The sequence below is a fragment of the Pseudomonas sp. H3(2019) genome (genome assembly GCF_007713465.1).
GTDB lineage: Bacteria > Pseudomonadota > Gammaproteobacteria > Pseudomonadales > Pseudomonadaceae > Aquipseudomonas.
Window position 1 is genome coordinate 152,347 of record NZ_VMSG01000004.1, and the last position, 19,262, is coordinate 171,608.

Annotated in this window: 23 protein-coding genes and 1 tRNA gene; 17 read left to right on the top strand and 7 right to left on the bottom strand. The window is 58.3% G+C overall.

Translation table 11 applies throughout. The features are described 5' to 3' along the window. Positions 1-57: 57 nt before the first annotated feature. From FPT12_RS06240 to FPT12_RS06265, 6 genes are all read right to left on the bottom strand, one after another. A complete protein-coding gene (locus tag FPT12_RS06240) occupies positions 58-363 on the bottom strand; it encodes a hypothetical protein (protein WP_109787571.1) in 306 nt (101 codons plus the stop codon). Beyond that, on the bottom strand, positions 360-968 hold the full coding sequence (locus FPT12_RS06245) for a hypothetical protein (RefSeq protein ID WP_145015119.1): 609 nt from the start codon (positions 966-968) through the stop codon (positions 360-362). Before FPT12_RS06245 ends, FPT12_RS06240 begins: the two co-directional genes overlap by 4 nt. Further along, positions 965-1,246, bottom strand: a complete 282-nt coding sequence (locus tag FPT12_RS06250; protein WP_109787573.1) for an AlpA family transcriptional regulator — start codon at positions 1,244-1,246, stop codon at positions 965-967. The genes FPT12_RS06245 and FPT12_RS06250 overlap by 4 nt, the downstream gene beginning before the upstream one ends. A gap of 90 nt (positions 1,247-1,336) precedes the next feature. Next, complete coding sequence (locus FPT12_RS27900) at positions 1,337-2,176, bottom strand: hypothetical protein (RefSeq protein ID WP_256676628.1); 840 nt, start codon at positions 2,174-2,176, stop codon at positions 1,337-1,339. A gap of 282 nt (positions 2,177-2,458) precedes the next feature. Continuing rightward, complete coding sequence (locus FPT12_RS06260; RefSeq protein ID WP_145015120.1) at positions 2,459-3,700, bottom strand: tyrosine-type recombinase/integrase; 1,242 nt, start codon at positions 3,698-3,700, stop codon at positions 2,459-2,461. A 164-nt stretch (positions 3,701-3,864) separates the two neighbouring features. Continuing rightward, positions 3,865-3,949, bottom strand: a tRNA-Leu gene (locus FPT12_RS06265). A 107-nt stretch (positions 3,950-4,056) separates the two neighbouring features. Between FPT12_RS06265 and queA the strand changes: the two genes are divergently transcribed. The 6 genes from queA (at position 4,057) to FPT12_RS06295 (ending at position 10,144) form a co-directional block, all read left to right on the top strand. Further along, on the top strand, positions 4,057-5,106 hold the full coding sequence (gene queA, locus FPT12_RS06270; RefSeq protein WP_145015121.1) for a tRNA preQ1(34) S-adenosylmethionine ribosyltransferase-isomerase QueA: 1,050 nt from the start codon (positions 4,057-4,059) through the stop codon (positions 5,104-5,106). A 14-nt stretch (positions 5,107-5,120) separates the two neighbouring features. Next, positions 5,121-6,236: a tRNA guanosine(34) transglycosylase Tgt gene (gene tgt / locus FPT12_RS06275; protein ID WP_162130405.1), complete on the top strand. Its 1,116-nt coding sequence runs from the start codon at positions 5,121-5,123 to the stop codon at positions 6,234-6,236. A 43-nt stretch (positions 6,237-6,279) separates the two neighbouring features. Beyond that, entirely contained in the window at positions 6,280-6,615 is a 336-nt protein-coding gene (gene yajC / locus FPT12_RS06280) for a preprotein translocase subunit YajC (RefSeq protein WP_019693477.1), read from the top strand. A gap of 63 nt (positions 6,616-6,678) precedes the next feature. Continuing rightward, positions 6,679-8,547 carry a protein translocase subunit SecD gene (gene secD, locus FPT12_RS06285; protein ID WP_145015122.1) on the top strand — a complete coding sequence of 623 codons (1,869 nt, stop codon included), beginning with the start codon at positions 6,679-6,681 and terminating at the stop codon, positions 8,545-8,547. A gap of 9 nt (positions 8,548-8,556) precedes the next feature. Beyond that, a complete protein-coding gene (secF, locus tag FPT12_RS06290; protein WP_145015123.1) occupies positions 8,557-9,471 on the top strand; it encodes a protein translocase subunit SecF in 915 nt (304 codons plus the stop codon). 118 nt (positions 9,472-9,589) lie between these two features. Next, entirely contained in the window at positions 9,590-10,144 is a 555-nt protein-coding gene (locus tag FPT12_RS06295) for a glycine zipper 2TM domain-containing protein (protein ID WP_145015124.1), read from the top strand. A gap of 262 nt (positions 10,145-10,406) precedes the next feature. Here FPT12_RS06295 and suhB read toward each other — a convergent pair whose 3' ends face one another. After that, positions 10,407-11,225, bottom strand: a complete 819-nt coding sequence (gene suhB / locus FPT12_RS06300; protein ID WP_123582276.1) for an inositol-phosphate phosphatase — start codon at positions 11,223-11,225, stop codon at positions 10,407-10,409. 145 nt (positions 11,226-11,370) lie between these two features. Here suhB and trmJ point away from each other — a divergent pair, with 145 nt between their 5' ends. The 11 genes from trmJ to ndk all read left to right on the top strand — a co-directional run bounded on the left by trmJ (position 11,371) and on the right by ndk (position 19,248). Beyond that, positions 11,371-12,141, top strand: coding sequence for a tRNA (cytosine(32)/uridine(32)-2'-O)-methyltransferase TrmJ (gene trmJ / locus FPT12_RS06305; protein ID WP_054595795.1), 771 nt, complete (start codon positions 11,371-11,373; stop codon positions 12,139-12,141). Positions 12,142-12,143: 2 nt separating this feature from the next. Further along, a complete protein-coding gene (cysE, locus tag FPT12_RS06310) occupies positions 12,144-12,920 on the top strand; it encodes a serine O-acetyltransferase (RefSeq protein WP_145015125.1) in 777 nt (258 codons plus the stop codon). A 211-nt stretch (positions 12,921-13,131) separates the two neighbouring features. Continuing rightward, positions 13,132-13,623, top strand: coding sequence for a Fe-S cluster assembly transcriptional regulator IscR (gene iscR / locus FPT12_RS06315; RefSeq protein WP_054595797.1), 492 nt, complete (start codon positions 13,132-13,134; stop codon positions 13,621-13,623). A 49-nt stretch (positions 13,624-13,672) separates the two neighbouring features. Next, a complete protein-coding gene (locus FPT12_RS06320) occupies positions 13,673-14,887 on the top strand; it encodes an IscS subfamily cysteine desulfurase (protein ID WP_145015126.1) in 1,215 nt (404 codons plus the stop codon). A 96-nt stretch (positions 14,888-14,983) separates the two neighbouring features. Next, complete coding sequence (gene iscU, locus FPT12_RS06325) at positions 14,984-15,370, top strand: Fe-S cluster assembly scaffold IscU (RefSeq protein ID WP_003443374.1); 387 nt, start codon at positions 14,984-14,986, stop codon at positions 15,368-15,370. A 34-nt stretch (positions 15,371-15,404) separates the two neighbouring features. Beyond that, positions 15,405-15,728, top strand: a complete 324-nt coding sequence (iscA, locus tag FPT12_RS06330; RefSeq protein ID WP_145015127.1) for an iron-sulfur cluster assembly protein IscA — start codon at positions 15,405-15,407, stop codon at positions 15,726-15,728. An 8-nt stretch (positions 15,729-15,736) separates the two neighbouring features. Next, entirely contained in the window at positions 15,737-16,258 is a 522-nt protein-coding gene (gene hscB, locus FPT12_RS06335) for a co-chaperone HscB (RefSeq protein WP_145015128.1), read from the top strand. Positions 16,259-16,309: 51 nt separating this feature from the next. Next, positions 16,310-18,172 (top strand): Fe-S protein assembly chaperone HscA, encoded by a 1,863-nt coding sequence (gene hscA / locus FPT12_RS06340; RefSeq protein ID WP_145015129.1) that lies wholly within the window; start codon positions 16,310-16,312, stop codon positions 18,170-18,172. A gap of 3 nt (positions 18,173-18,175) precedes the next feature. After that, positions 18,176-18,517: an ISC system 2Fe-2S type ferredoxin gene (gene fdx / locus FPT12_RS06345; RefSeq protein WP_103319244.1), complete on the top strand. Its 342-nt coding sequence runs from the start codon at positions 18,176-18,178 to the stop codon at positions 18,515-18,517. A 14-nt stretch (positions 18,518-18,531) separates the two neighbouring features. Next, positions 18,532-18,732, top strand: coding sequence for a Fe-S cluster assembly protein IscX (gene iscX, locus FPT12_RS06350; RefSeq protein WP_054595802.1), 201 nt, complete (start codon positions 18,532-18,534; stop codon positions 18,730-18,732). Between the two features lie 90 nt (positions 18,733-18,822). Continuing rightward, the gene (gene ndk / locus FPT12_RS06355) at positions 18,823-19,248 is read left to right on the top strand and encodes a nucleoside-diphosphate kinase (RefSeq protein WP_007903599.1); all 426 of its coding nucleotides are present in this window, start codon (positions 18,823-18,825) and stop codon (positions 19,246-19,248) included. The last annotated feature ends 14 nt before the right edge of the window (positions 19,249-19,262 follow it).

Consider the following 19,262-nt stretch of genomic DNA (forward strand, 5'->3'; position numbering starts at 1 on the left):
TTCGTGCATGTAGATTTACCTCAACGCCTCCGGATCGCTCCCGGAGGCGTTTTCGTTTCAGGCATGGGCTTCCCAGCGCAGGGACAGGAGGGGCAGGAAGCCACCGTTGAGCATGGATCGTGCGTCTTCGTAGGCTTGAGTTTGCTGGCCTTCATCGACGATCACGGTTCCGGTCTTTTCGCAGTGGAGGGAGAGGGCACACCAGGTGCCGTCGGCCCAGCTGAGTACGCTGACCACGCGACCTTGCTTGTCCTGTTGGCTGCGATAGCGCTCAAGGCGCTGCATGAGGCGGGGCGAAAAGCCAATTCGGCGCAATACCGAAAACGGGTGCATGAAAGCGCTGTTCGCGATCTTTCGGCTCATGCTGCCTCCTGCGCGGAGGCAAACAGCGGCGGCGGTGTTTCGCCTTTGAGCCAAGCCAAGATCTTGCTGTCTTCGGCGCAACGTCGGCGGTGTTCGACAGCCAGCGAATCACGGCTCTGTGCGAGGCATTCATCCACATACTGGGTAAGATCCGAGGTCAGGCGCATGTCGTGGTGAAGGCGCTCGGTTGCGGTTTTCTCCACGGCGAGATCCTCATCCGTGATGCGTTGCCATACCGCCGGATCGTTCGCGTACCCCGCCGATTGATCCACCAGCCAGTAGGTGACCCAGTCGGTCATACCACGCGTTTTCAGTGAGGCGAGGCGGCTGCCGCTCATTGCGAAATAACCGGTGCCGTGGACGCTCGAAAACTCTCTGCGCACCGCGTTTTTGCGGATCAGTTCGGGCAATTCCCAAGAATTGGCTTTGAGCGGGAGAACGAGGCCGTCAGGGCTAAAAAAGAACGCTTCTTGCTCTTCGCCGTTCCAGCTCACACCGGCGATGGTGCGGTGGCGCCAGTTGATTGCTCCCGCTTGATAGAGGCGAAATCCGATGCTGTAGGAGTCGAGAAACGGCCCCTTGAAAGGGCAATAATTGCGCTTCATGCGGCCACCTGGTCACGCGCCTCGATGCGGCTGCGTGTCCATGCCTGCACTTCGGAAAGAACCCAGGCGACAGGGGCGCCGCGCGCGTTGCTGTTGCTCAATTTGACGGGCTGGGGAAAGCCAATGTCGGGGCGCTGCATGAGTTTGTAGATGGTGGAGCGCTTCATTCCAACGATGCCCTCCAACTCTCGCATTCGGATCAAAGTCGAAGAAGCATCGAAATGTGAAGGGGCGTTCGCAGGTGACCTGCGGGGAAAATCGGTGACAGAGGTGTTCATAGGTATTGCTCTCGATTGATTTGGACTGACGAGAGCAATGGTCTAGAGATTGAATGGCGGTGAGCAGTTCACTTCCAATTGAAATTTCAGTTACAGCACGAAGTTGCGCTCGAGAATGGCTTCCACGCTTTTGCGAGTCAGCACCTTTTCAGTCTCGGGGGTGACCCACTCAGGGCGCTGTTTGAGAGGCTTAGCGACTTCACGTTTCAGCCAGGCATGCACGGCTGTTTTGACGTTCTTTCTTGGCATGCCCATCGCCAAATAATGGTCAGCCTGACTAACGATTGCAGCGTCTCGGGCGTTGACGTCTTGGCTTCGCTCCATCCCGCTGATAATGCCACCTTTGCTGCGGATAGCTGACCTCATTGCCTGATCAGCGAGGGGTGTCAGTTCGTCATCAATCAAGCAGGGCAGGGAAGTGATCGGCTGCAAATAGAAGACATACTCGTCGAGCGCCCTCGTGCGCTCGGCTGTATCAACCTGAGATTCCACAAACCGGCAGTACAGATCCCATGGCCAGTCGGTCGGTATTTCCTTGATATGCAACCAGGCCGCGTTATCGGCGGCGCGCATCCAATCGTTAAGAATCTCCAGCGCTTTGACAGCACAGGCCATGATGTAGGCCGCATGCGCTTCGCGGTCCGAAGCCGAGTAGCAGTTGCTGTATTGACGAACCCAATGAGCGAGGCGCGCTCTGTTGTCAGTAGAGGCGTACTGGAAAATAATCTCCTCATGCATCGTCGTTTTGATGCACATGCTGCTCAGATCACTATCGATGCCAGCGGTTTGGATTCGCTGGCAACACTGATCGATCAAGTGGCACGCAGCAGCGAGTTGTTCGCGGCAGAGTCCGTAAAGCGGTTGGGCGGAGAGGTACTTGATCAGCCCAGCGCTTAGCATTGAGTGTGAAGTGGGTTGCTGATCAGTCATCGCCAAGTGTCTCTGGCAACGTGTAACGCCCTATCCCACGCCCTGTGTTTTGCAGGCGTAACCAGCGAGAGTCCCGCTGTATGAGCGTGCGCCGGACGTCGGCCCGCAGTAAACGAGGGCTTTTTTTGGCGTTACACGTTTGAACGGCGTTACATCGGGTGTACGAGAAGACGTGCAATCGTGTAACAGGCGTGGGAGCCAATGAATTCGGGCGTTCGCCACAGGTCGTTACACGAGTAACACCTGTAACACGGATTTTGGAGGGGATATGGATATACGCGCTCATACCACCTCATCGAACTGTCCGTGGAGGACATTTCCAACAGCCAACTGATCAAGGTAATCGGCGTACCACTGCATCATCTTCACTCTGTGATCAAAATATTGAGCCTTGTTGTAGATCCCAGAGATCCCCTCTTCTTTATGAGCGAGCTGCGCTTCGACGTGCTCTTTCGGCCAACCGTGTTCTCTAAGCAAGGTGCTGGCGGTATGGCGAGTTCCGTGGCCGACCAAGCGACCTTTGTAACCAACCGTCGCAAAGACTTTGTTGATGGTGTTTTCACTGATTGTCGGGTTCTTAGCTCCGACGCCGGGGAACAACCACCGACTGCGCCCTGTTAGACACTGGAGTTCCTTTAAAGCGAATAACGCCTGCTTAGGGAGTGGGCACACGAAATCTCTCCGCATCTTCATCTTGGCGGCAGGTGTCGTCCAGGTGGCTTTATCAAGGTCGAACTCTTTCCATTCAGCTAAGCGGACCATTCCCGGTCTCGATGCCGTCCATATGCAGAGCCACGCCGCAGTTCGGGCCGTTAGTCTGCTTGGGGTGTGTTTTAGCGCGGTCAGAAAGTCGCCAAGTTCAGGTTCCAGCAAATGAGGATGCTGTTGAGTTTTGGGGGCTTGGGCAGCGATATCGCGAAGTCGGCTTCCCGGGTCGTTTTCGGTCAAGCCTAATCCAATGGCTCGACCGAAGATCTGATTTATCCAGGTGCGACACTTTTCAGCCACGTTGTGTGCGTCCCTGGCTTCGATGGATGCTTGGAGTTCCGCGCAGTCGGTACGGGTGATTTCGTCTAGAGGCTTATCTCCCAGTGCCGGGAGTATGTCTTTGTCGAGGTAGGTGCGGATTTTGTTGAGAGTGGAGGGTGCGAGACCCTTTTCCTCTTTTGCCTTCAGCCAGGCATCAGCGGCAGCTCGAAAGGTTCGGGTTTTGGCCGCATCGATAGCAGCTTTCGCGGATCGCTTTTGTTCAAGGGGATCGGCACCGCCACTCACTACTTTGCGTAGATCGGCAGCTTTGTCCCGTGCCAACGCACCACTTACTTCCGGGTAACCCCCGAGCCCCATCCAAGCCCAATTGCCAGCCGGACGTTTGTAGCGGAGCTGCCAGGATTTACCACCATCCGGTTTGACCCTGAAGTAGAGGCCGTTTCCGTCGAGCTCCCGGTATTCCTTTGATTCCGGCTCCAGCCCCGCAAGTGTCGTGTCAGCGAGAGGGCGGCGCTTGATGTCTGCGCGCTTCATCCTTGTATCCCAAAGTTCGGTATTTTTCTCAGGATACAAGCAGGGATACAGGGATACAACGTATAGGGAGAGACAGGGATAGATAGACAGGCACAAAAAAACCGGCCAAGTGGCCGGTTTCTCTGGGTCTGAAAGCCTGGTAGAGACTTTCAGATACTGCTATATGGTGCCCCGAGGGAGACTCGAACTCCCACTCCTTTCGAAAACGGATTTTGAATCCGCCGCGTCTACCAATTCCGCCATCAGGGCTCAATGGCGGCGAAGTATAGAGATGAGATAACCGTTGGTCAATCAGGTACATGGAGAATTTTTGATTATTCCGCTAGACTTCCCGGCCCTGCTAGACGAACCCCATCATGCGCGTTGCTGACTTTACTTTCGAACTCCCTGATTCGCTGATCGCTCGCCACCCTTTGGCTGAGCGGCGCGGTAGTCGCCTGTTGACCCTGGATGGGCTCAGCGGCGCTCTGGCACACCGTCAATTCACTGATTTGCTTGAGCATTTGCGCCCAGGCGACTTGATGGTGTTCAACAATACCCGGGTGATTCCGGCGCGGCTGTTTGGCCAGAAAGCTTCCGGCGGCAAGCTGGAAATTCTGGTCGAGCGGGTGCTCGACAGTCATCGCGTGCTGGCCCATGTGCGCTCCAGCAAGTCGCCGAAGCCGGGTTCGAAGATCCTCATCGATGGTGGTGGCGAAGCTGAAATGCTCGCGCGTCATGATGCGTTGTTCGAACTGGGGTTCGCCGAAGAAGTGCTGCCGTTGCTCGACCGCGTCGGGCACATGCCGTTGCCTCCTTATATAGACCGCCCGGACGAAGGCTCGGACCGCGAGCGTTATCAGACGGTCTACGCCGAGCGCCTGGGCGCGGTGGCGGCACCGACCGCTGGGCTGCATTTCGATCAGCCGTTGCTCGAGGCGATTGCCGCCAAGGGTATCGAGACTGCGTTCGTGACCTTGCACGTCGGTGCGGGCACCTTTCAGCCAGTGCGTGTCGAGAAGATCGAAGATCACCACATGCACAGTGAATGGCTGGAAGTCGGCCAGGACGTGGTGGATGCGGTCGCTGCGTGCCGTGCGCGGGGTGGGCGCGTGGTGGCGGTGGGGACCACCAGCGTGCGTTCGCTGGAAAGCGCGGCCCGCGATGGCGTGCTCAAGCCGTTCAGTGGCGACACCGATATCTTTATCTACCCAGGCCGGCCGTTCCATGTGGTCGATGCCCTGGTGACCAACTTTCATTTGCCCGAATCCACGCTGTTGATGCTGGTTTCGGCGTTCGCCGGTTATCCCGAAACCATGGCCGCCTACAAGGCCGCTATCGAGCATGGATACCGCTTTTTCAGCTACGGTGATGCGATGTTCATCACCCGTAATCCCGCGCCACGCGGCCCTGAGGAAACAGCATGAGTCGCACCAGTCGTATGTCTTTCGAATTGCTGGCCACTGACGGCAAGGCTCGTCGCGGTCGCCTGACCTTTCCGCGTGGCACTGTCGAGACCCCGGCGTTCATGCCGGTCGGCACGTACGGCACGGTCAAGGGCATGTTGCCGCGGGATATCGAGGCGACGGGCGCCGAGATCATTCTGGGCAACACCTTTCACCTGTGGCTGCGTCCTGGCACTGAAGTGATCAAGAAGCACGGCGACCTGCACGATTTCATGCAGTGGAAAGGCCCGATTCTGACCGACTCCGGCGGTTTCCAGGTGTTCAGCCTGGGCGCCATGCGCAAGATCAAGGAGGAGGGCGTGACCTTTGCCTCGCCGGTGGATGGCGCGAAAGTGTTCATGGGCCCGGAAGAGTCGATGCAGGTTCAGCGCGACCTGGGCTCCGACATCGTGATGATTTTCGACGAATGCACGCCGTACCCGGCCGATGAAGATGTGGCGCGGGTGTCCATGGAGTTGTCGTTGCGCTGGGCTCAGCGTTCGAAAAACGCTCATGGCGATAACACGGCGGCGCTGTTCGGCATCGTTCAGGGCGGCATGCACCAGGACCTGCGCATGCGCTCGCTGGAAGGCCTCGACAAGATCGGTTTTGATGGCCTGGCCATCGGCGGTCTGTCGGTCGGCGAGCCCAAGCACGAGATGATCAAGGTGCTGGATTATCTGCCGGGCCAGATGCCGGCTGACAAACCTCGTTACCTTATGGGCGTTGGCAAACCGGAAGACTTGGTTGAGGGTGTGCGCCGCGGTGTGGACATGTTCGATTGCGTGATGCCAACCCGTAATGCCCGCAATGGGCACTTGTTCATTGATACGGGCGTGCTGAAGATCCGTAACGCGTTTCATCGCCATGATGATTCGCCGCTCGATCCGACCTGCGATTGCTATACCTGCCAGAACTTCTCCCGTGCTTATCTGCACCATCTGGACAAGTGTGGAGAAATGCTGGGTAGCATGTTGAATACAATCCACAATTTGCGCCATTACCAGGTGCTTATGGCTGGTTTGCGCGAGGCTATTCAACAGGGTACATTGGCCGCCTTTGTCGATGCCTTCTACGCCAAACGCGGGTTACCCGTACCGCCTTTGGACTGAGTTTTCTGACCCCAAGATTCAACATTTGCAACTGGAGTGCTAAATGAGCTTTTTTATCTCTAATGCCATGGCTGATGCTGGTGCCCCTGCGGCAGGCCCGATGGGCGGCGGCTTTGAGTGGATTTTCCTGGTCGGCTTCCTGGTCATCTTCTACCTGATGATCTGGCGTCCACAGGCCAAGCGCGCCAAAGAGCAGAAGAACCTGCTGAGCAGCCTGCAGAAAGGCGACGAAGTTGTGACCACCGGTGGTATCGCCGGCAAGATCACTAAAGTGGCAGATGATTTCGTTGTTCTGGAAGTTTCCGACACGGTCGAAATGAAATTCCAAAAGGGCGCCATTGCCGCCACGCTGCCAAAAGGCACGCTAAAAGCGATCTAAGTTTCAACTTCTACTCAATCGACGGGGCGCGCAAGGCGCCCCGCGTCATAAGCGGGCGGCGTGATGCTGAACAAATACCCTCTGTGGAAATACATTCTGATCCTGGCGGTGCTGGCGGTCGGTCTGATTTATTCCGCTCCCAATCTTTATCCTGACGATCCGGCCATTCAGGTCAGCGGTGCAAGCACTGCGCTGCAGGTCAATCAGGCTGATCTGGATCGTGTAAGCAAAGCGCTCAACGATGCCGGGATCAACGTCAAGGCGGCCACTCTTTCGGCCAATGGCAAGGGCGGTTTGTTGCGCCTGACCAAGGCGGAAGACCAGCTGCCAGCCAAGGACGTCGTGCGCAAGGCGCTGGGTGATGACTACGTCGTCGCACTGAACCTGGCACAAACGACTCCGCAATGGCTGCGCACCGTCGGCGCGCATCCGATGAAGCTGGGTCTGGACTTGTCCGGTGGTGTGCACTTCCTGCTCGAAGTGGACATGGAAAAAGCCCTCGACGCCCGCCTGAAAGTTTACGAAGGCGACGTCAAGAGCCTGCTGCGCAAAGAGAAGCTGCGCTATCGCAGCCTGCCGCAGATCAATGGCGCCATTCAGCTGGGTTTCAGTGATGAGGCTTCCCGCGAAGACGCTCGTGCGCTGATCCGCAAGAACTTCAACGATTTCGACATTGTTCCGGCCGACCTCAATGGTCAACCGGTACTGCGTCTGGCGATGACCCCGGCCAAGCTGGCGGAAATCCGCGAATACTCCATCAAGCAGAACTTGACCACGGTGCGTAACCGCGTCAACGAGCTGGGTGTTGCCGAACCGATCGTTCAACGTCAGGGTGCCAACCGCATCGTGGTTGAGCTGCCAGGCGTGCAAGACACTGCCGAAGCCAAGCGTATTCTCGGCAAGACGGCCAACCTCGAGTTCCGTCTGGCGGCTGAGCCGGGTGCTTCGAAAGCCACTTCCGAGACCTTCGAGTTCCGTGAGGGCAAGCGTCCTCCTGCGCAAATCGAGCGTGGCCTGATCATCACGGGCGACCAGGTGACTGACGCCAAGGCTGGTTTCGGTGAGCACGGTACGCCGGAAGTGAACATTCGTCTGGACGGTCACGGCGGTGAGCTGATGAACCGTGCGACGCGCTCCAACGTCGGTCGCAGCATGGCGGTGATCTTCATCGAGCAACGCCCGGTGACGACTTACGTCAAGCAGATGGTCAACGGCGTCGAGAAAGACGTGCCGGTCCAGAGCTTCAAGGAAGAGAAGAAGATCATCAGCCTGGCGACCATTCAGTCGCCGCTGGGTGCTCAGTTCCGCATCACTGGCCTGAACGGTCAGGGCGAATCCTCGGAGCTGGCCTTGCTGCTGCGCGCCGGTGGCCTGGCGGCACCGATGTACTTTGCTGAAGAGCGCACCATCGGTCCAAGCCTGGGTGCTGACAACATCACCAAGGGTATCGATGCGTCGCTGTGGGGCATGCTGTTCGTGTCGCTGTTCATCATGGCCATCTACCGCTTCTTCGGCCTGATCGCCACGGTTGCACTGGCGGTGAACATGGTGCTGCTGCTGGCCTTGATGTCTCTGCTGGGGGCAACGCTGACCCTGCCGGGTATCGCCGGTATCGTCTTGACCATGGGTATGGCGGTCGACGCCAACGTACTGATCTTCTCGCGGATACGTGAAGAGATCGCGGCCGGCATGACCGTGCAGCGGGCAATCAACGAAGGCTTCGGCCGGGCATTCACCGCGATTCTCGACGCCAACCTGACCACTCTGTTGGTCGGCGGCATCCTCTTTGCGATGGGCACCGGCCCGGTCAAAGGTTTCGCAGTGACCATGTCCCTCGGGATCTTTACCTCGATGTTCACGGCCATCATGGTGACCCGCGCGATGGTCAACCTGATCTTCGGCGGTCGTGACTTCAAGAAGTTGTGGATTTAAGGGGCTGCCATGTTACGTACTATCAACTTCATGGGCGTTCGCAACGTTGCGTTCGGCGTCACATTGTTCCTTACCGCTCTGGCGTTGTTCAGCTGCTTCCACAAGGGCATGAACTACGGTTTGGACTTCACCGGCGGTACGCTCATCGAGCTGACCTACGAGCGTCCGGCCGACGTCTTGAAAGTTCGTTCCCAGCTGACTGAGGCGGGTTATCACGAAGCGATCGTTCAGAGCTTCGGCGCCACCACCGATTTGCTGGTGCGCATGCCTGGCGAAGACCCGCAACTGGGTCACCAGGTCGCTGAAGCGCTGCAGAAAGTCGGCGGTGACAACCCGGCTGTGGTCAAGCGCGTCGAGTTCGTCGGTCCGCAGGTCGGTGAAGAACTGCGCGACCAGGGCGGCCTCGGCATGCTGATGGCGCTGGGTGGCATTCTGATCTACCTGGCTTTCCGCTTTCAGTGGAAGTTCGCGGTCGGTGCGATTGTCTCGCTGATCCACGACGTGATCGTGACCATCGGTATCCTGTCGTTCTTCCAGATTACCTTCGACCTGACGGTGCTGGCGGCGGTACTGGCGATCATCGGTTACTCGCTCAACGACACCATCGTGGTATTCGACCGGGTTCGTGAGAACTTCCGGGTACTGCGCAAGGCCAGCCTGATCGAGAACATCAACATCTCGACCACGCAAACCCTGCTGCGGACCATGGCGACGTCGATCTCCACCTTGCTGGCGATCTCTGCGCTGCTGTTCTTCGGTGGTGACAACCTGTTCGGTTTCTCCATCGCGCTGTTTATCGGTGTTCTGGCGGGTACTTACTCGTCGATCTACATCGCTAACGTGGTGCTGATCTGGCTGAACCTGAGCAGCGAGGACCTGATTCCTCCGGTCAATACCGAGAAGGAAGTGGACGACCGTCCTTGAGGCGTTATTTCCTCTCGTTATAACCAGAAGGCGCGAGTATTGAACTCGCGCCTTTTTTTATGCTCCAAGGTTTGGAAAGGCGCGGGCACGTCCCGCATGTGATGGTCAGGAGGTTCATGTGAACAAGTCGTTACTGGTTGGTGCGGTATTGGGTGCTGTCGGTGTGACTGCCGGAGGCGCTGTTGCCACCTACAGCCTGGTAAAAAGCGGCGGACCTGAGTATGCGCAGGTACTGGCAGTCGAGCCGGTCAAAACTCAAATCAAGACGCCACGTGAAGTGTGCAGGGATGTGCCTGTGACCCGGCAGGCGCCGGTGAAAGACCAGCATCAGATCCTCGGTACGGTGATCGGTGCGGTCGGCGGTGGTTTGTTGGGCAACATGGTCGGTGGCGGTAATGGCAAGAAGCTCGCCACGGTCGCCGGTGCAGTGGGCGGCGGTTACGCGGGTAACAGGGTGCAGGAAGGCATGCAGGAGCGTGATACCTCTACCACGATGCAAAGACGTTGCGAGACGGTCAATGACGTCAGCGACAAGCTCGTAGGCTATGACGTTCGGTATTCGCTGGGCGGCAAGGAAGGCAAGGTGCGGATGGATCGTGATCCGGGTAACCAGATTCCGGTCGACAAGGACGGTCATCTGATCCTTGGACAGAACCAGCCTGCTCAGAAATAAGCTGAATGCCAGATTCAAAAAGAAGCACCCGAACGGGTGCTTTTTTTATACCGGGATTTATGCCCGACCACCCATCCTCCTGTGGGAGCGAGCTTGCTCGCGATGACCCTCTAACATTCAACATTGATGCCGACTGACATACAGCTATCGTCGGAACGCCGCCCGGACCAAGCTCGCTCCCACAATGGGGATGTAGTGTTTTCGAGATCAAATTCAAGGCATAAAAAAAGCACCCCGAAGGGTGCTTTTTTGTGCCTGGCGTTTAGCGTTTCAGCGAGGCTGGCAGGTGCGGCTGGATGGCCGTCAGTACTGCTTTGAAGCATTTGGTGTTGCCGGCAACGATGTGGCCTTTTTCAAGGAAGTCGTGACCGCCGGTGAAGTCGCTCACCAGGCCGCCAGCTTCCTGGATCAGCAGGGCGCCTGCTGCCATGTCCCACTCGGATAGGCCCGACTCCCAGAATGCGTCGAAACGGCCGGCAGCCACGTAGGCCAGGTCCAGGCTCGCTGCGCCAGCGCGGCGGATGCCGGCGGTCTGGCCAACCAGGGCGCGGAACATGCCCAGGTAGTTGTCGAGGTTGTCCATCTGGTCGTCACGGAACGGGAAGCCGGTACCCAGCAGGGCGCCGTCCAGGCTGGTGCGACCGCTGACGCGCAGGCGACGACCGTTCAGTTGCGCTCCACGACCACGGCTGGCGGTGAATTCTTCCTGGCGAACCGGGTCCAGAACAACAGCGTGCTCCAGGCGACCGCGGTATTTGCAGGCGATACTGACAGCGAAGTGAGGAATGCCGCGCAGGAAGTTGGTGGTGCCGTCCAGTGGATCGATGATCCACAAGTATTCTTCACCTTCGATCCCGGTACCGGCGTGCATGCCGGTCTCTTCACCCATGATCGAATGATTCGGGTAAGCCTTGCGCAGTGCGTCGATGATTTTCTGTTCGGCAGCGCGATCCACTTCGGACACGTAGTCCTTGGCGTCTTTTTCGTCGACCTTGATGGTATCCAGGCGCTCGATGGAGCGGAAAATCAATTCACTGGCGCTGCGGGCGGCGCGCAGCGCGATATTCAGCATGGGCTGCATGGATGTGTCACCTAAGGTTGTTAAAGAAAGCCGAGCATTCTATCAGAAAGTTTCTACAGGTGAAGGTCGACGTTCGCTTTCATAGCTTAACGGTAGGATGGGCTGTAAGATTTGCTCCCCATTTCCCTGTCAGAGAGCGCCTCCCTTGCTGCAGAACATTCGTGTCGTCCTGGTCAATACCAGCCATCCGGGGAATATCGGTGGAGCTGCGCGTGCCATGAAGAACATGGGGCTGTCGCGACTGGTGCTGGTCGAGCCGCGGTTGTTCCCGCACCACGAAGCCGATGCACGAGCCTCCGGTGCCGGTGACATCCTGGAAAACGCCCAAGTCGTCGCCACGCTGGAAGATGCGCTGGTCGGCTGCAACCTGGTGCTGGGCACCAGTGCACGTGATCGTCGCATCCCTTGGCCGCTGCTCGATCCCCGTGAATGCGGGACGAAGGTGGTCGAGGAAGCAGCGCAAGGTGCCGAGATTGCGTTGGTCTTTGGTCGTGAAGATTCCGGTCTGACCAATGAAGAGCTGCAGCGATGTCATTATCACGTGCACATTCCATCAGACCCTGAGTTCAGTTCGCTGAACCTTGGGGCGGCGGTGCAGGTGTTGAGCTATGAAGTGCGCATGTCCTGGTTGGCGGCCCAAGGTCAGCCCAGCAAGATCGAGAAGGAAGAAGTGGCGTCGACCAAGAGTGGCGAGCTGGCGACCATGGATGAGCTGGAGCGATTCTATGAGCACCTGGAGCAGACGCTGGTCGCCATCGAATTTCTCGATCCGGAAAAGCCACGGCACTTGATGGCGCGCCTGCGTCGGTTGTACGGACGAAGCTCGGTCAGCCGGGCGGAAATGAATATTTTGCGTGGCATCCTCACGGAAACCCAGAAAGCGGCCCGTGGTGAGCTTCTTAAACGGAAGGATTAATGATGTTCGAGCGTTTGCGTGAAGATATCCAGAGCGTTTTCCACCGTGACCCGGCGGCACGTAATGCGTTTGAGGTGTTGACCTGCTACCCGGGCATGCACGCTATCTGGATTCATCGACTGTCGTCGGCGTTATGGGGCATGGGCTGGAAATGGCTGGCGCGGTTGGTATCGAACTTCGGCCGCTGGTTGACCGGGATCGAGATTCATCCGGGCGCCAAGGTCGGTCGTCGCTTCTTTATTGACCATGGCATGGGCATTGTCATCGGCGAAACCGCTGAAATCGGCAATGACGTGACGCTGTATCAGGGCGTGACCCTCGGCGGTACCAGCTGGAACAAAGGCAAGCGCCATCCGACGCTGGAAGACGGCGTAGTGGTGGGGGCGGGCGCCAAGGTGTTGGGGCCGTTCACCGTGGGTGCCGGTGCCAAGGTGGGTTCCAATGCGGTGGTGACCAAGGCTGTGCCGGCAGGGGCGACGGTGGTCGGGATTCCGGGGCGGATTATCGTCAAGTCCGATGATGAGCTGGAAGCCAGGCGCAAGGCCATGGCCGAGAAGATCGGCTTTGATGCCTACGGCGTCAGTGAAGACATGCCGGACCCGGTGGCGCGTGCCATCGGTCAGTTGCTGGATCACTTGCAAGCGGTCGACGGCCGACTGGAAGGCATGTGCGGTGCGCTCAAGGACCTGGGCAGCCCTTACTGTGCCAAGGACTTGCCTGAGCTGCGCGAAGAAGACTTCGCCTGCGTCAAAGGCAAGGATGAAAGCCAGGCCAGTTGATCGCACGGTTTCTGTAGCTGCTGGCGCAGGCTGCGCCAGCAGCTACGGGTGGGTGTCGTGCGTCGCTGGTGTGCTATTGCGCCGCAGATCCTGCTATAGTACGCGCGCTCTTTTGCGGGTAAACCTGACTAAAGTACTAGGTCTTATAGTTGACTTGAATACTCGGGAATTGCATACTCGCCCCCATCCCGTAACTCCGTGGTAATTGTCCATGCGACTGACTACAAAAGGCCGATACGCTGTCACCGCCATGCTTGATCTGGCGTTGCACGCGCAACATGGCCCGGTGTCCCTGGCCGATATCTCTGAGCGCCAAGGCATTTCCCTGTCCTACCTCGAACAGCTCTTCGCCAAATTGCGCCGCAGCAATCTGGTTTCCAGTGTCCGTGGACCAGGCGGTGGCTACCAGCTATCGCGTGACATGCAGGGCATCCAGGTCGCTCAGGTGATCGATGCGGTAAACGAATCGGTCGACGCAACCAAATGCCAGGGGCTGGGTGATTGCCATGGCGGCGACACCTGCCTGACCCACCATTTGTGGTGTGATCTGAGCCTGCAAATCCACGAATTTCTGAGCGGTATCAGCTTGGCTGACCTTGTCACTCGCCGTGAAGTGCAAGAAGTAGCCCAGCGTCAGGACCAGCGTCGTTGCAACAGCAAGGCGTCGCGTCTGGACAAGATCGAAGCGTCCGCCGTCGAATGACAGCCAAAGAGCTAGCGGCACGCCAGCCAGCCTGATTAGGAGATAGTCCATGAAATTGCCGATTTACCTTGATTACTCTGCGACCACCCCGGTTGATCCGCGTGTCGCGCAAAAGATGAGTGAATGCCTGCTGGTCGACGGAAACTTCGGTAACCCGGCGTCCCGCTCCCACGTGTTCGGCTGGAAAGCCGAAGAGTCGGTCGAGAACGCTCGCCGCCAGGTCGCCGACCTGGTCAACGCCGACCCGCGTGAAATCGTCTGGACCTCCGGTGCCACCGAGTCCGACAACCTGGCAATCAAGGGTGTCGCGCATTTCTACAGCACTAAAGGCAAGCACCTGATCACCACCAAGATCGAACACAAGGCGGTCCTCGACACCATGCGCCAACTGGAGCGCGAAGGTTTCGAAGTCACCTACCTCGATCCTCGTGAAGACGGTCTGGTAACGCCTGAGATGATCGAAGCCGCGCTGCGCGATGACACCATCCTGGTGTCGGTCATGCACGTGAACAACGAAATCGGCACCATCAACGACATCGCAGCCATCGGCGAACTGACCCGCTCCAAGGGCATCCTGTTCCATGTCGACGCTGCACAGTCCACTGGCAAGGTCGAGATCGACCTGCAGAAGCTGAAAGTCGATCTGATGTCCTTCTCGGCTCACAAAACCTATGGTCCTAAAGGCATCGGCGCACTGTATGTAAGCCGCAAGCCGCGTGTTCGCCTTGAGGCGGCCATGCACGGCGGCGGTCACGAGCGCGGCATGCGTTCCGGCACCCTGGCTACTCACCAGATCGTTGGTATGGGCGAAGCGTTCCGTGTGGCCAAGGAAGACATGGCTGCCGAAAATGTTCGGATCAAAGCCCTGAGCGACCGTTTCTTCAAACAGGTCGAAGGTCTCGAGGAGCTGTATGTCAACGGCAGCCTGACTGCCCGCGTTCCGCACAACCTGAACCTGAGCTTCAACTACGTTGAAGGCGAGTCGCTGATCATGGCGCTCAAGGATCTGGCGGTATCGTCCGGTTCGGCCTGCACCTCGGCGTCGCTTGAGCCTTCGTACGTACTGCGCGCCCTGGGCCGCAACGACGAACTGGCACACAGCTCGATCCGCTTCACCTTCGGCCGTTTCACCACCGAAGAAGAAATCGATTATGCCGCGCAGAAAGTCTGCGAGGCCGTCACCAAGCTGCGCGCTCTGTCGCCGCTGTGGGACATGTACAAAGACGGCGTCGACATTTCGAAGATCGAGTGGGCGGCACACTAACGAATTAAGTCGCCGCACAGGGGCTTTGCAGACCGGTTGAAAAGCTGGCTTGCAGGGCCCAAAGAGCGACTCTCTGATGAGTGAGGATTAAGAACCATGGCTTACAGCGAAAAGGTCATCGACCACTACGAGAACCCGCGCAACGTCGGCAAGATGGACGCGGAAGATCCTGATGTCGGCACCGGCATGGTCGGCGCTCCGGCGTGCGGCGACGTGATGCGCCTGCAAATCAAGGTCAACGAGCAAGGCATCATCGAAGACGCCAAGTTCAAGACCTACGGCTGCGGCTCTGCCATTGCTTCCAGCTCCCTCGCTACCGAGTGGATGAAGGGCAAGACGCTGGACGAAGCAGAGACCATCAAGAACACCCAGCTGGCTGAAGAACTGGCCTTGCCGCCAGTGAAAATCCACTGCTCGGTACTCGCTGAAGACGCCATCAAGGCGGCCGTTCGCGATTACAAGCAGAAGAAAGGCTTGATCTGACTTTCAAGTATTGGCGACGAGTAAGGAGTCACCGATGGCTATCAGCATGACAGAAGCGGCTGCTCAACACGTGCGACGCTCCCTTAATGGGCGCGGCAAAGGTGAGGGGATTCGTCTGGGTGTTCGCACCACGGGCTGTTCCGGCCTTGCCTACGTGCTGGAGTTTGTCGACGAGGTGGTTGCAGACGATCAGGTATTCGAAAGTCACGGCGAGAAAGTGATCATCGATCCGAAAAGCCTGGCGTACCTGGACGGCACCGAGCTCGATTTCGTCAAGGAAGGGTTGAACGAAGGCTTCAAGTTCAACAATCCCAACGTGCGCGGTGAATGTGGCTGCGGCGAAAGCTTCAACATCTGAGGCTGCTCGTGGGTACTCCTTGTCATTTCGCTTTATTCGAGCTGCAACCGAGCTTCAATCTGGATCTCGATCAGCTGGCTACGCGCTACCGTGAGTTGGCGCGCGGCGTTCATCCAGACCGCTTTGCTGACGCTTCCGAGCGTGAGCAACGGCTGGCGCTAGAGCAATCCGCGAGCCTCAACGAGGCCTACCAGACGCTCAAAAGTCCCCCCAAGCGCGCGCGTTACCTGCTCGCCATGGGTGGTCGCGAGCTGCCGCTGGAGGTCACGGTGCATGATCCGGAATTTCTTCTGCAGCAGATGCATTGGCGCGAAGAGCTCGAAGACCTGCAAGACAGCGCCGATCTGGCCGGGATTGTGGTATTCAAGCGCCGCCTGAAGGTCGCTCAGGATGAACTGAACGAAAGCTTCGCGGCTTGCTGGAATGATGCAGCGCAACGCGAGCAGGCCGAACGCCTGATGCGGCGCATGCAGTTCCTCGACAAGCTCACCTACGAAGTGCGCCAGTTAGAAGAGCGCCTCGACGATTAACCCAGTGCCGCCTCGGTCGCACGCCTGATATACAGATAAGTCCTGATAACGATGGCCCTACTGCAGATCGCCGAACCCGGCCAAAGTCCTCAACCGCACCAGCGTCGTCTGGCTGTGGGGATCGACTTGGGCACTACCAATTCGCTGGTCGCTGCGTTGCGCAGTGGTCTTTCCGAGCCACTGGCCGACGCTGACGGGCAGGTTATTCTGCCGTCTGCGGTGCGCTATCACGCTGACCGTGTCGAGGTCGGCGAGTCCGCCAAGCTGGCAGCCGCTACCGATCCGCTGAACACGGTGTTGTCGGTCAAGCGCTTGATGGGTCGTGGTCTGTCCGACGTCAAGCAGCTTGGTGAGCAATTGCCGTACCGCTTTGTCGATGGCGAGTCGCACATGCCGTTCATCGACACCGTGCAAGGGCCGAAAAGCCCGGTCGAAGTTTCCGCCGATATCCTCAAGGTGCTGCGTCAGCGCGCCGAGTTGACGCTGGGCGGCGAACTGGTGGGCGCGGTGATCACCGTTCCGGCTTACTTCGATGACGCACAGCGCCAGGCAACCAAGGATGCGGCCAAGCTGGCCGGTCTGAACGTGCTGCGTTTGCTCAACGAGCCGACCGCTGCGGCGGTGGCTTATGGTCTGGATCAGCATGCTGAAGGCCTGGTTGCCATTTATGACCTGGGCGGCGGCACCTTCGATATTTCGATTCTGCGTCTGACCGGCGGTGTGTTTGAAGTGCTGGCCACCGGTGGCGACAGCGCCCTGGGCGGCGATGACTTCGATCACGCGATTGCTGGCTGGATCATCGAGAGCGCGGGCCTGTCCGCCGACCTCGATCCAGGTGCGCAACGTCATCTGCTGCAAACCGCCTGTGCGGCCAAAGAAGCCCTGACGAATGCCGCGACGGTTGAAGTCGCCTATGACGGCTGGAAATCCGAGCTGACCCGTGAAGTCTTTGATGCGCTGATCGAGCCGATGGTTGCTCGCAGCCTGAAAGCCTGCCGCCGCGCCGTGCGTGATTCCGGTGTCGAGCTGGAAGACGTGAAAGCGGTGGTGATGGTCGGCGGTTCGACCCGTGTGCCGCGTGTTCGCGATGCGGTGGCTGAGGCCTTTGGTCGTCAGCCGCTGACCGAGATCGATCCGGATCAAGTGGTGGCCATTGGTGCTGCGATCCAGGCCGATACCTTGGCGGGCAACAAGCGCGATGGCGGCGAACTGCTGCTGCTCGACGTGATTCCGTTGTCCCTGGGGCTGGAAACCATGGGCGGCCTGATGGAGAAGGTGATTCCGCGTAACACCACCATCCCGGTCGCCCGCGCTCAGGACTTCACGACCTACAAAGATGGCCAGTCGGCCATGATGATTCATGTGCTGCAGGGCGAGCGTGAGCTGATCAGCGATTGCCGTTCCCTGGCGCGCTTCGAATTGCGCGGCATTCCGGCGATGGTCGCGGGTGCGGCGAAGATTCGCGTGACCTTCCAGGTCGATGCCGATGGCTTGCTCAGCGTGGCTGCCCGCGAATTGGGTTCGGGCGTCGAGGCGAGCATTCAGGTCAAGCCGTCCTATGGCCTGACCGACGGCGAAATCGCCCGGATGCTCAAGGAATCGTTCCAGCACGCCAACGACGACAAGGTCGCCCGCGTACTGCGTGAGCAGCAAGTCGATGCCCAGCGTTTGATCGAAGCGGTGCAAGGCGCCCTTGATGTCGACGGCGAGCGCCTGCTCGACGCCGAAGAGCGCATGGTCATCGAATTGCAGATGCAGGAACTGACCGAATTGATGAAAGGTACCGATGGTTACGCCATCGAGCAGCAGACCAAGCGTCTGTCGCAAGTGACCGATGCCTTTGCTGCCCGCCGCCTGGATTCGACGGTGAAAGCCGCTCTGGCGGGGCGCAACCTGAATGAAATCGAGGAATAACTGATGCCGCAGATCATTTTTCTGCCACACGCCGAGCATTGCCCGGACGGTATGGTTGTAGAGGCTGAGACCGGCAAGTCCATTCTCGAAGTGGCCCATGACAACCATATCGAGATCGAGAGCGCCTGCGGCGGCGTCTGTGCCTGCACCACCTGTCACTGCATCATTCGCGAAGGCTTCGACTCGCTGAATGAGGCCGATGAGCTGGAAGAGGACTATCTTGATCGGGCCTGGGGTCTGGAAGCGCAGTCGCGCCTGACCTGCCAGGCAATCGTCGGGACTGAAGACCTGACCGTTGAAATTCCTAAATACTCGCTCAACCACGCTGCCGAAGCGCCGCACTGATTCAAGGAACTGGCATGAGTCTTAAATGGGTTGATGTGCTGGAAATCGCGATCCAGCTGGCTGATAGCAAGCCGGATGTGGATCCGCGTTACGTGAACTTCGTCGATCTGCACAGCTGGGTCATGGCTCTGCCGGACTTCAGTGATGATCCGACCCGCGGCGGCGAGAAGGTGCTTGAAGCCATTCAAGCGGCCTGGATCGAAGAAGCCGACTGAACGCACCGTACGCCGTTAGGCAATACCCAAGAACCCGCGTATAATTCGCGGGTTTAATTTTTCGCACATTACCGTTTCTGGAGTTACACCATGGCTGTTCAACGTACTTTCTCCATCATCAAGCCTGACGCTGTTGCAAAAAACGTTATCGGCGAGATCACCACTCGTTTCGAAAAAGCTGGCCTGCGCGTTGTAGCTTCGAAACTGAAGCAACTGTCCAAAGCCGAAGCTGAAGGCTTCTACGCTGAGCACAGCGCTCGTGGTTTCTTCAACGACCTGGTTGCTTTCATGATCTCCGGTCCGGTTGTCGTTCAGGTTCTGGAAGGCGAAAACGCTATCGCTCTGAACCGTGAGCTGATGGGCGCTACCAACCCTAAAGAAGCTGCTGCCGGCACCATCCGCGCTGACTTCGCTGACTCCATCGACGCCAACGCTGTGCACGGTTCGGACTCCGAAGCCGCTGCTGCTCGCGAAATCTCGTACTTCTTCGCAGCTACTGAAGTAACCACTCGCTAAGCATTGGCTTAAGA

Bases quoted from the DNA above. Each gene is read 5' to 3' on its own strand.
- cysE (WP_145015125.1), top strand. From the start codon at position 12,144: ATGTTCGAGCGTTTGCGTGAAGATATCCAGAGCGTTTTCCACCGTGAC.
- queA (WP_145015121.1), top strand. From the start codon at position 4,057: ATGCGCGTTGCTGACTTTACTTTCGAACTCCCTGATTCGCTGATCGCT.
- iscR (WP_054595797.1), top strand. From the start codon at position 13,132: ATGCGACTGACTACAAAAGGCCGATACGCTGTCACCGCCATGCTTGAT.
- FPT12_RS06250 (WP_109787573.1), bottom strand. From the start codon at position 1,246: ATGAACACCTCTGTCACCGATTTTCCCCGCAGGTCACCTGCGAACGCC.
- FPT12_RS06320 (WP_145015126.1), top strand. From the start codon at position 13,673: ATGAAATTGCCGATTTACCTTGATTACTCTGCGACCACCCCGGTTGAT.
- FPT12_RS27900 (WP_256676628.1), bottom strand. From the start codon at position 2,176: ATGACTGATCAGCAACCCACTTCACACTCAATGCTAAGCGCTGGGCTG.
- ndk (WP_007903599.1), top strand. From the start codon at position 18,823: ATGGCTGTTCAACGTACTTTCTCCATCATCAAGCCTGACGCTGTTGCA.
- FPT12_RS06245 (WP_145015119.1), bottom strand. From the start codon at position 968: ATGAAGCGCAATTATTGCCCTTTCAAGGGGCCGTTTCTCGACTCCTAC.
- iscU (WP_003443374.1), top strand. From the start codon at position 14,984: ATGGCTTACAGCGAAAAGGTCATCGACCACTACGAGAACCCGCGCAAC.
- FPT12_RS06260 (WP_145015120.1), bottom strand. From the start codon at position 3,700: ATGAAGCGCGCAGACATCAAGCGCCGCCCTCTCGCTGACACGACACTT.
- hscA (WP_145015129.1), top strand. From the start codon at position 16,310: ATGGCCCTACTGCAGATCGCCGAACCCGGCCAAAGTCCTCAACCGCAC.
- secF (WP_145015123.1), top strand. From the start codon at position 8,557: ATGTTACGTACTATCAACTTCATGGGCGTTCGCAACGTTGCGTTCGGC.
- fdx (WP_103319244.1), top strand. From the start codon at position 18,176: ATGCCGCAGATCATTTTTCTGCCACACGCCGAGCATTGCCCGGACGGT.
- suhB (WP_123582276.1), bottom strand. From the start codon at position 11,225: ATGCAGCCCATGCTGAATATCGCGCTGCGCGCCGCCCGCAGCGCCAGT.
- FPT12_RS06240 (WP_109787571.1), bottom strand. From the start codon at position 363: ATGAGCCGAAAGATCGCGAACAGCGCTTTCATGCACCCGTTTTCGGTA.
- tgt (WP_162130405.1), top strand. From the start codon at position 5,121: ATGTCTTTCGAATTGCTGGCCACTGACGGCAAGGCTCGTCGCGGTCGC.
- iscA (WP_145015127.1), top strand. From the start codon at position 15,405: ATGGCTATCAGCATGACAGAAGCGGCTGCTCAACACGTGCGACGCTCC.
- iscX (WP_054595802.1), top strand. From the start codon at position 18,532: ATGAGTCTTAAATGGGTTGATGTGCTGGAAATCGCGATCCAGCTGGCT.
- yajC (WP_019693477.1), top strand. From the start codon at position 6,280: ATGAGCTTTTTTATCTCTAATGCCATGGCTGATGCTGGTGCCCCTGCG.
- secD (WP_145015122.1), top strand. From the start codon at position 6,679: ATGCTGAACAAATACCCTCTGTGGAAATACATTCTGATCCTGGCGGTG.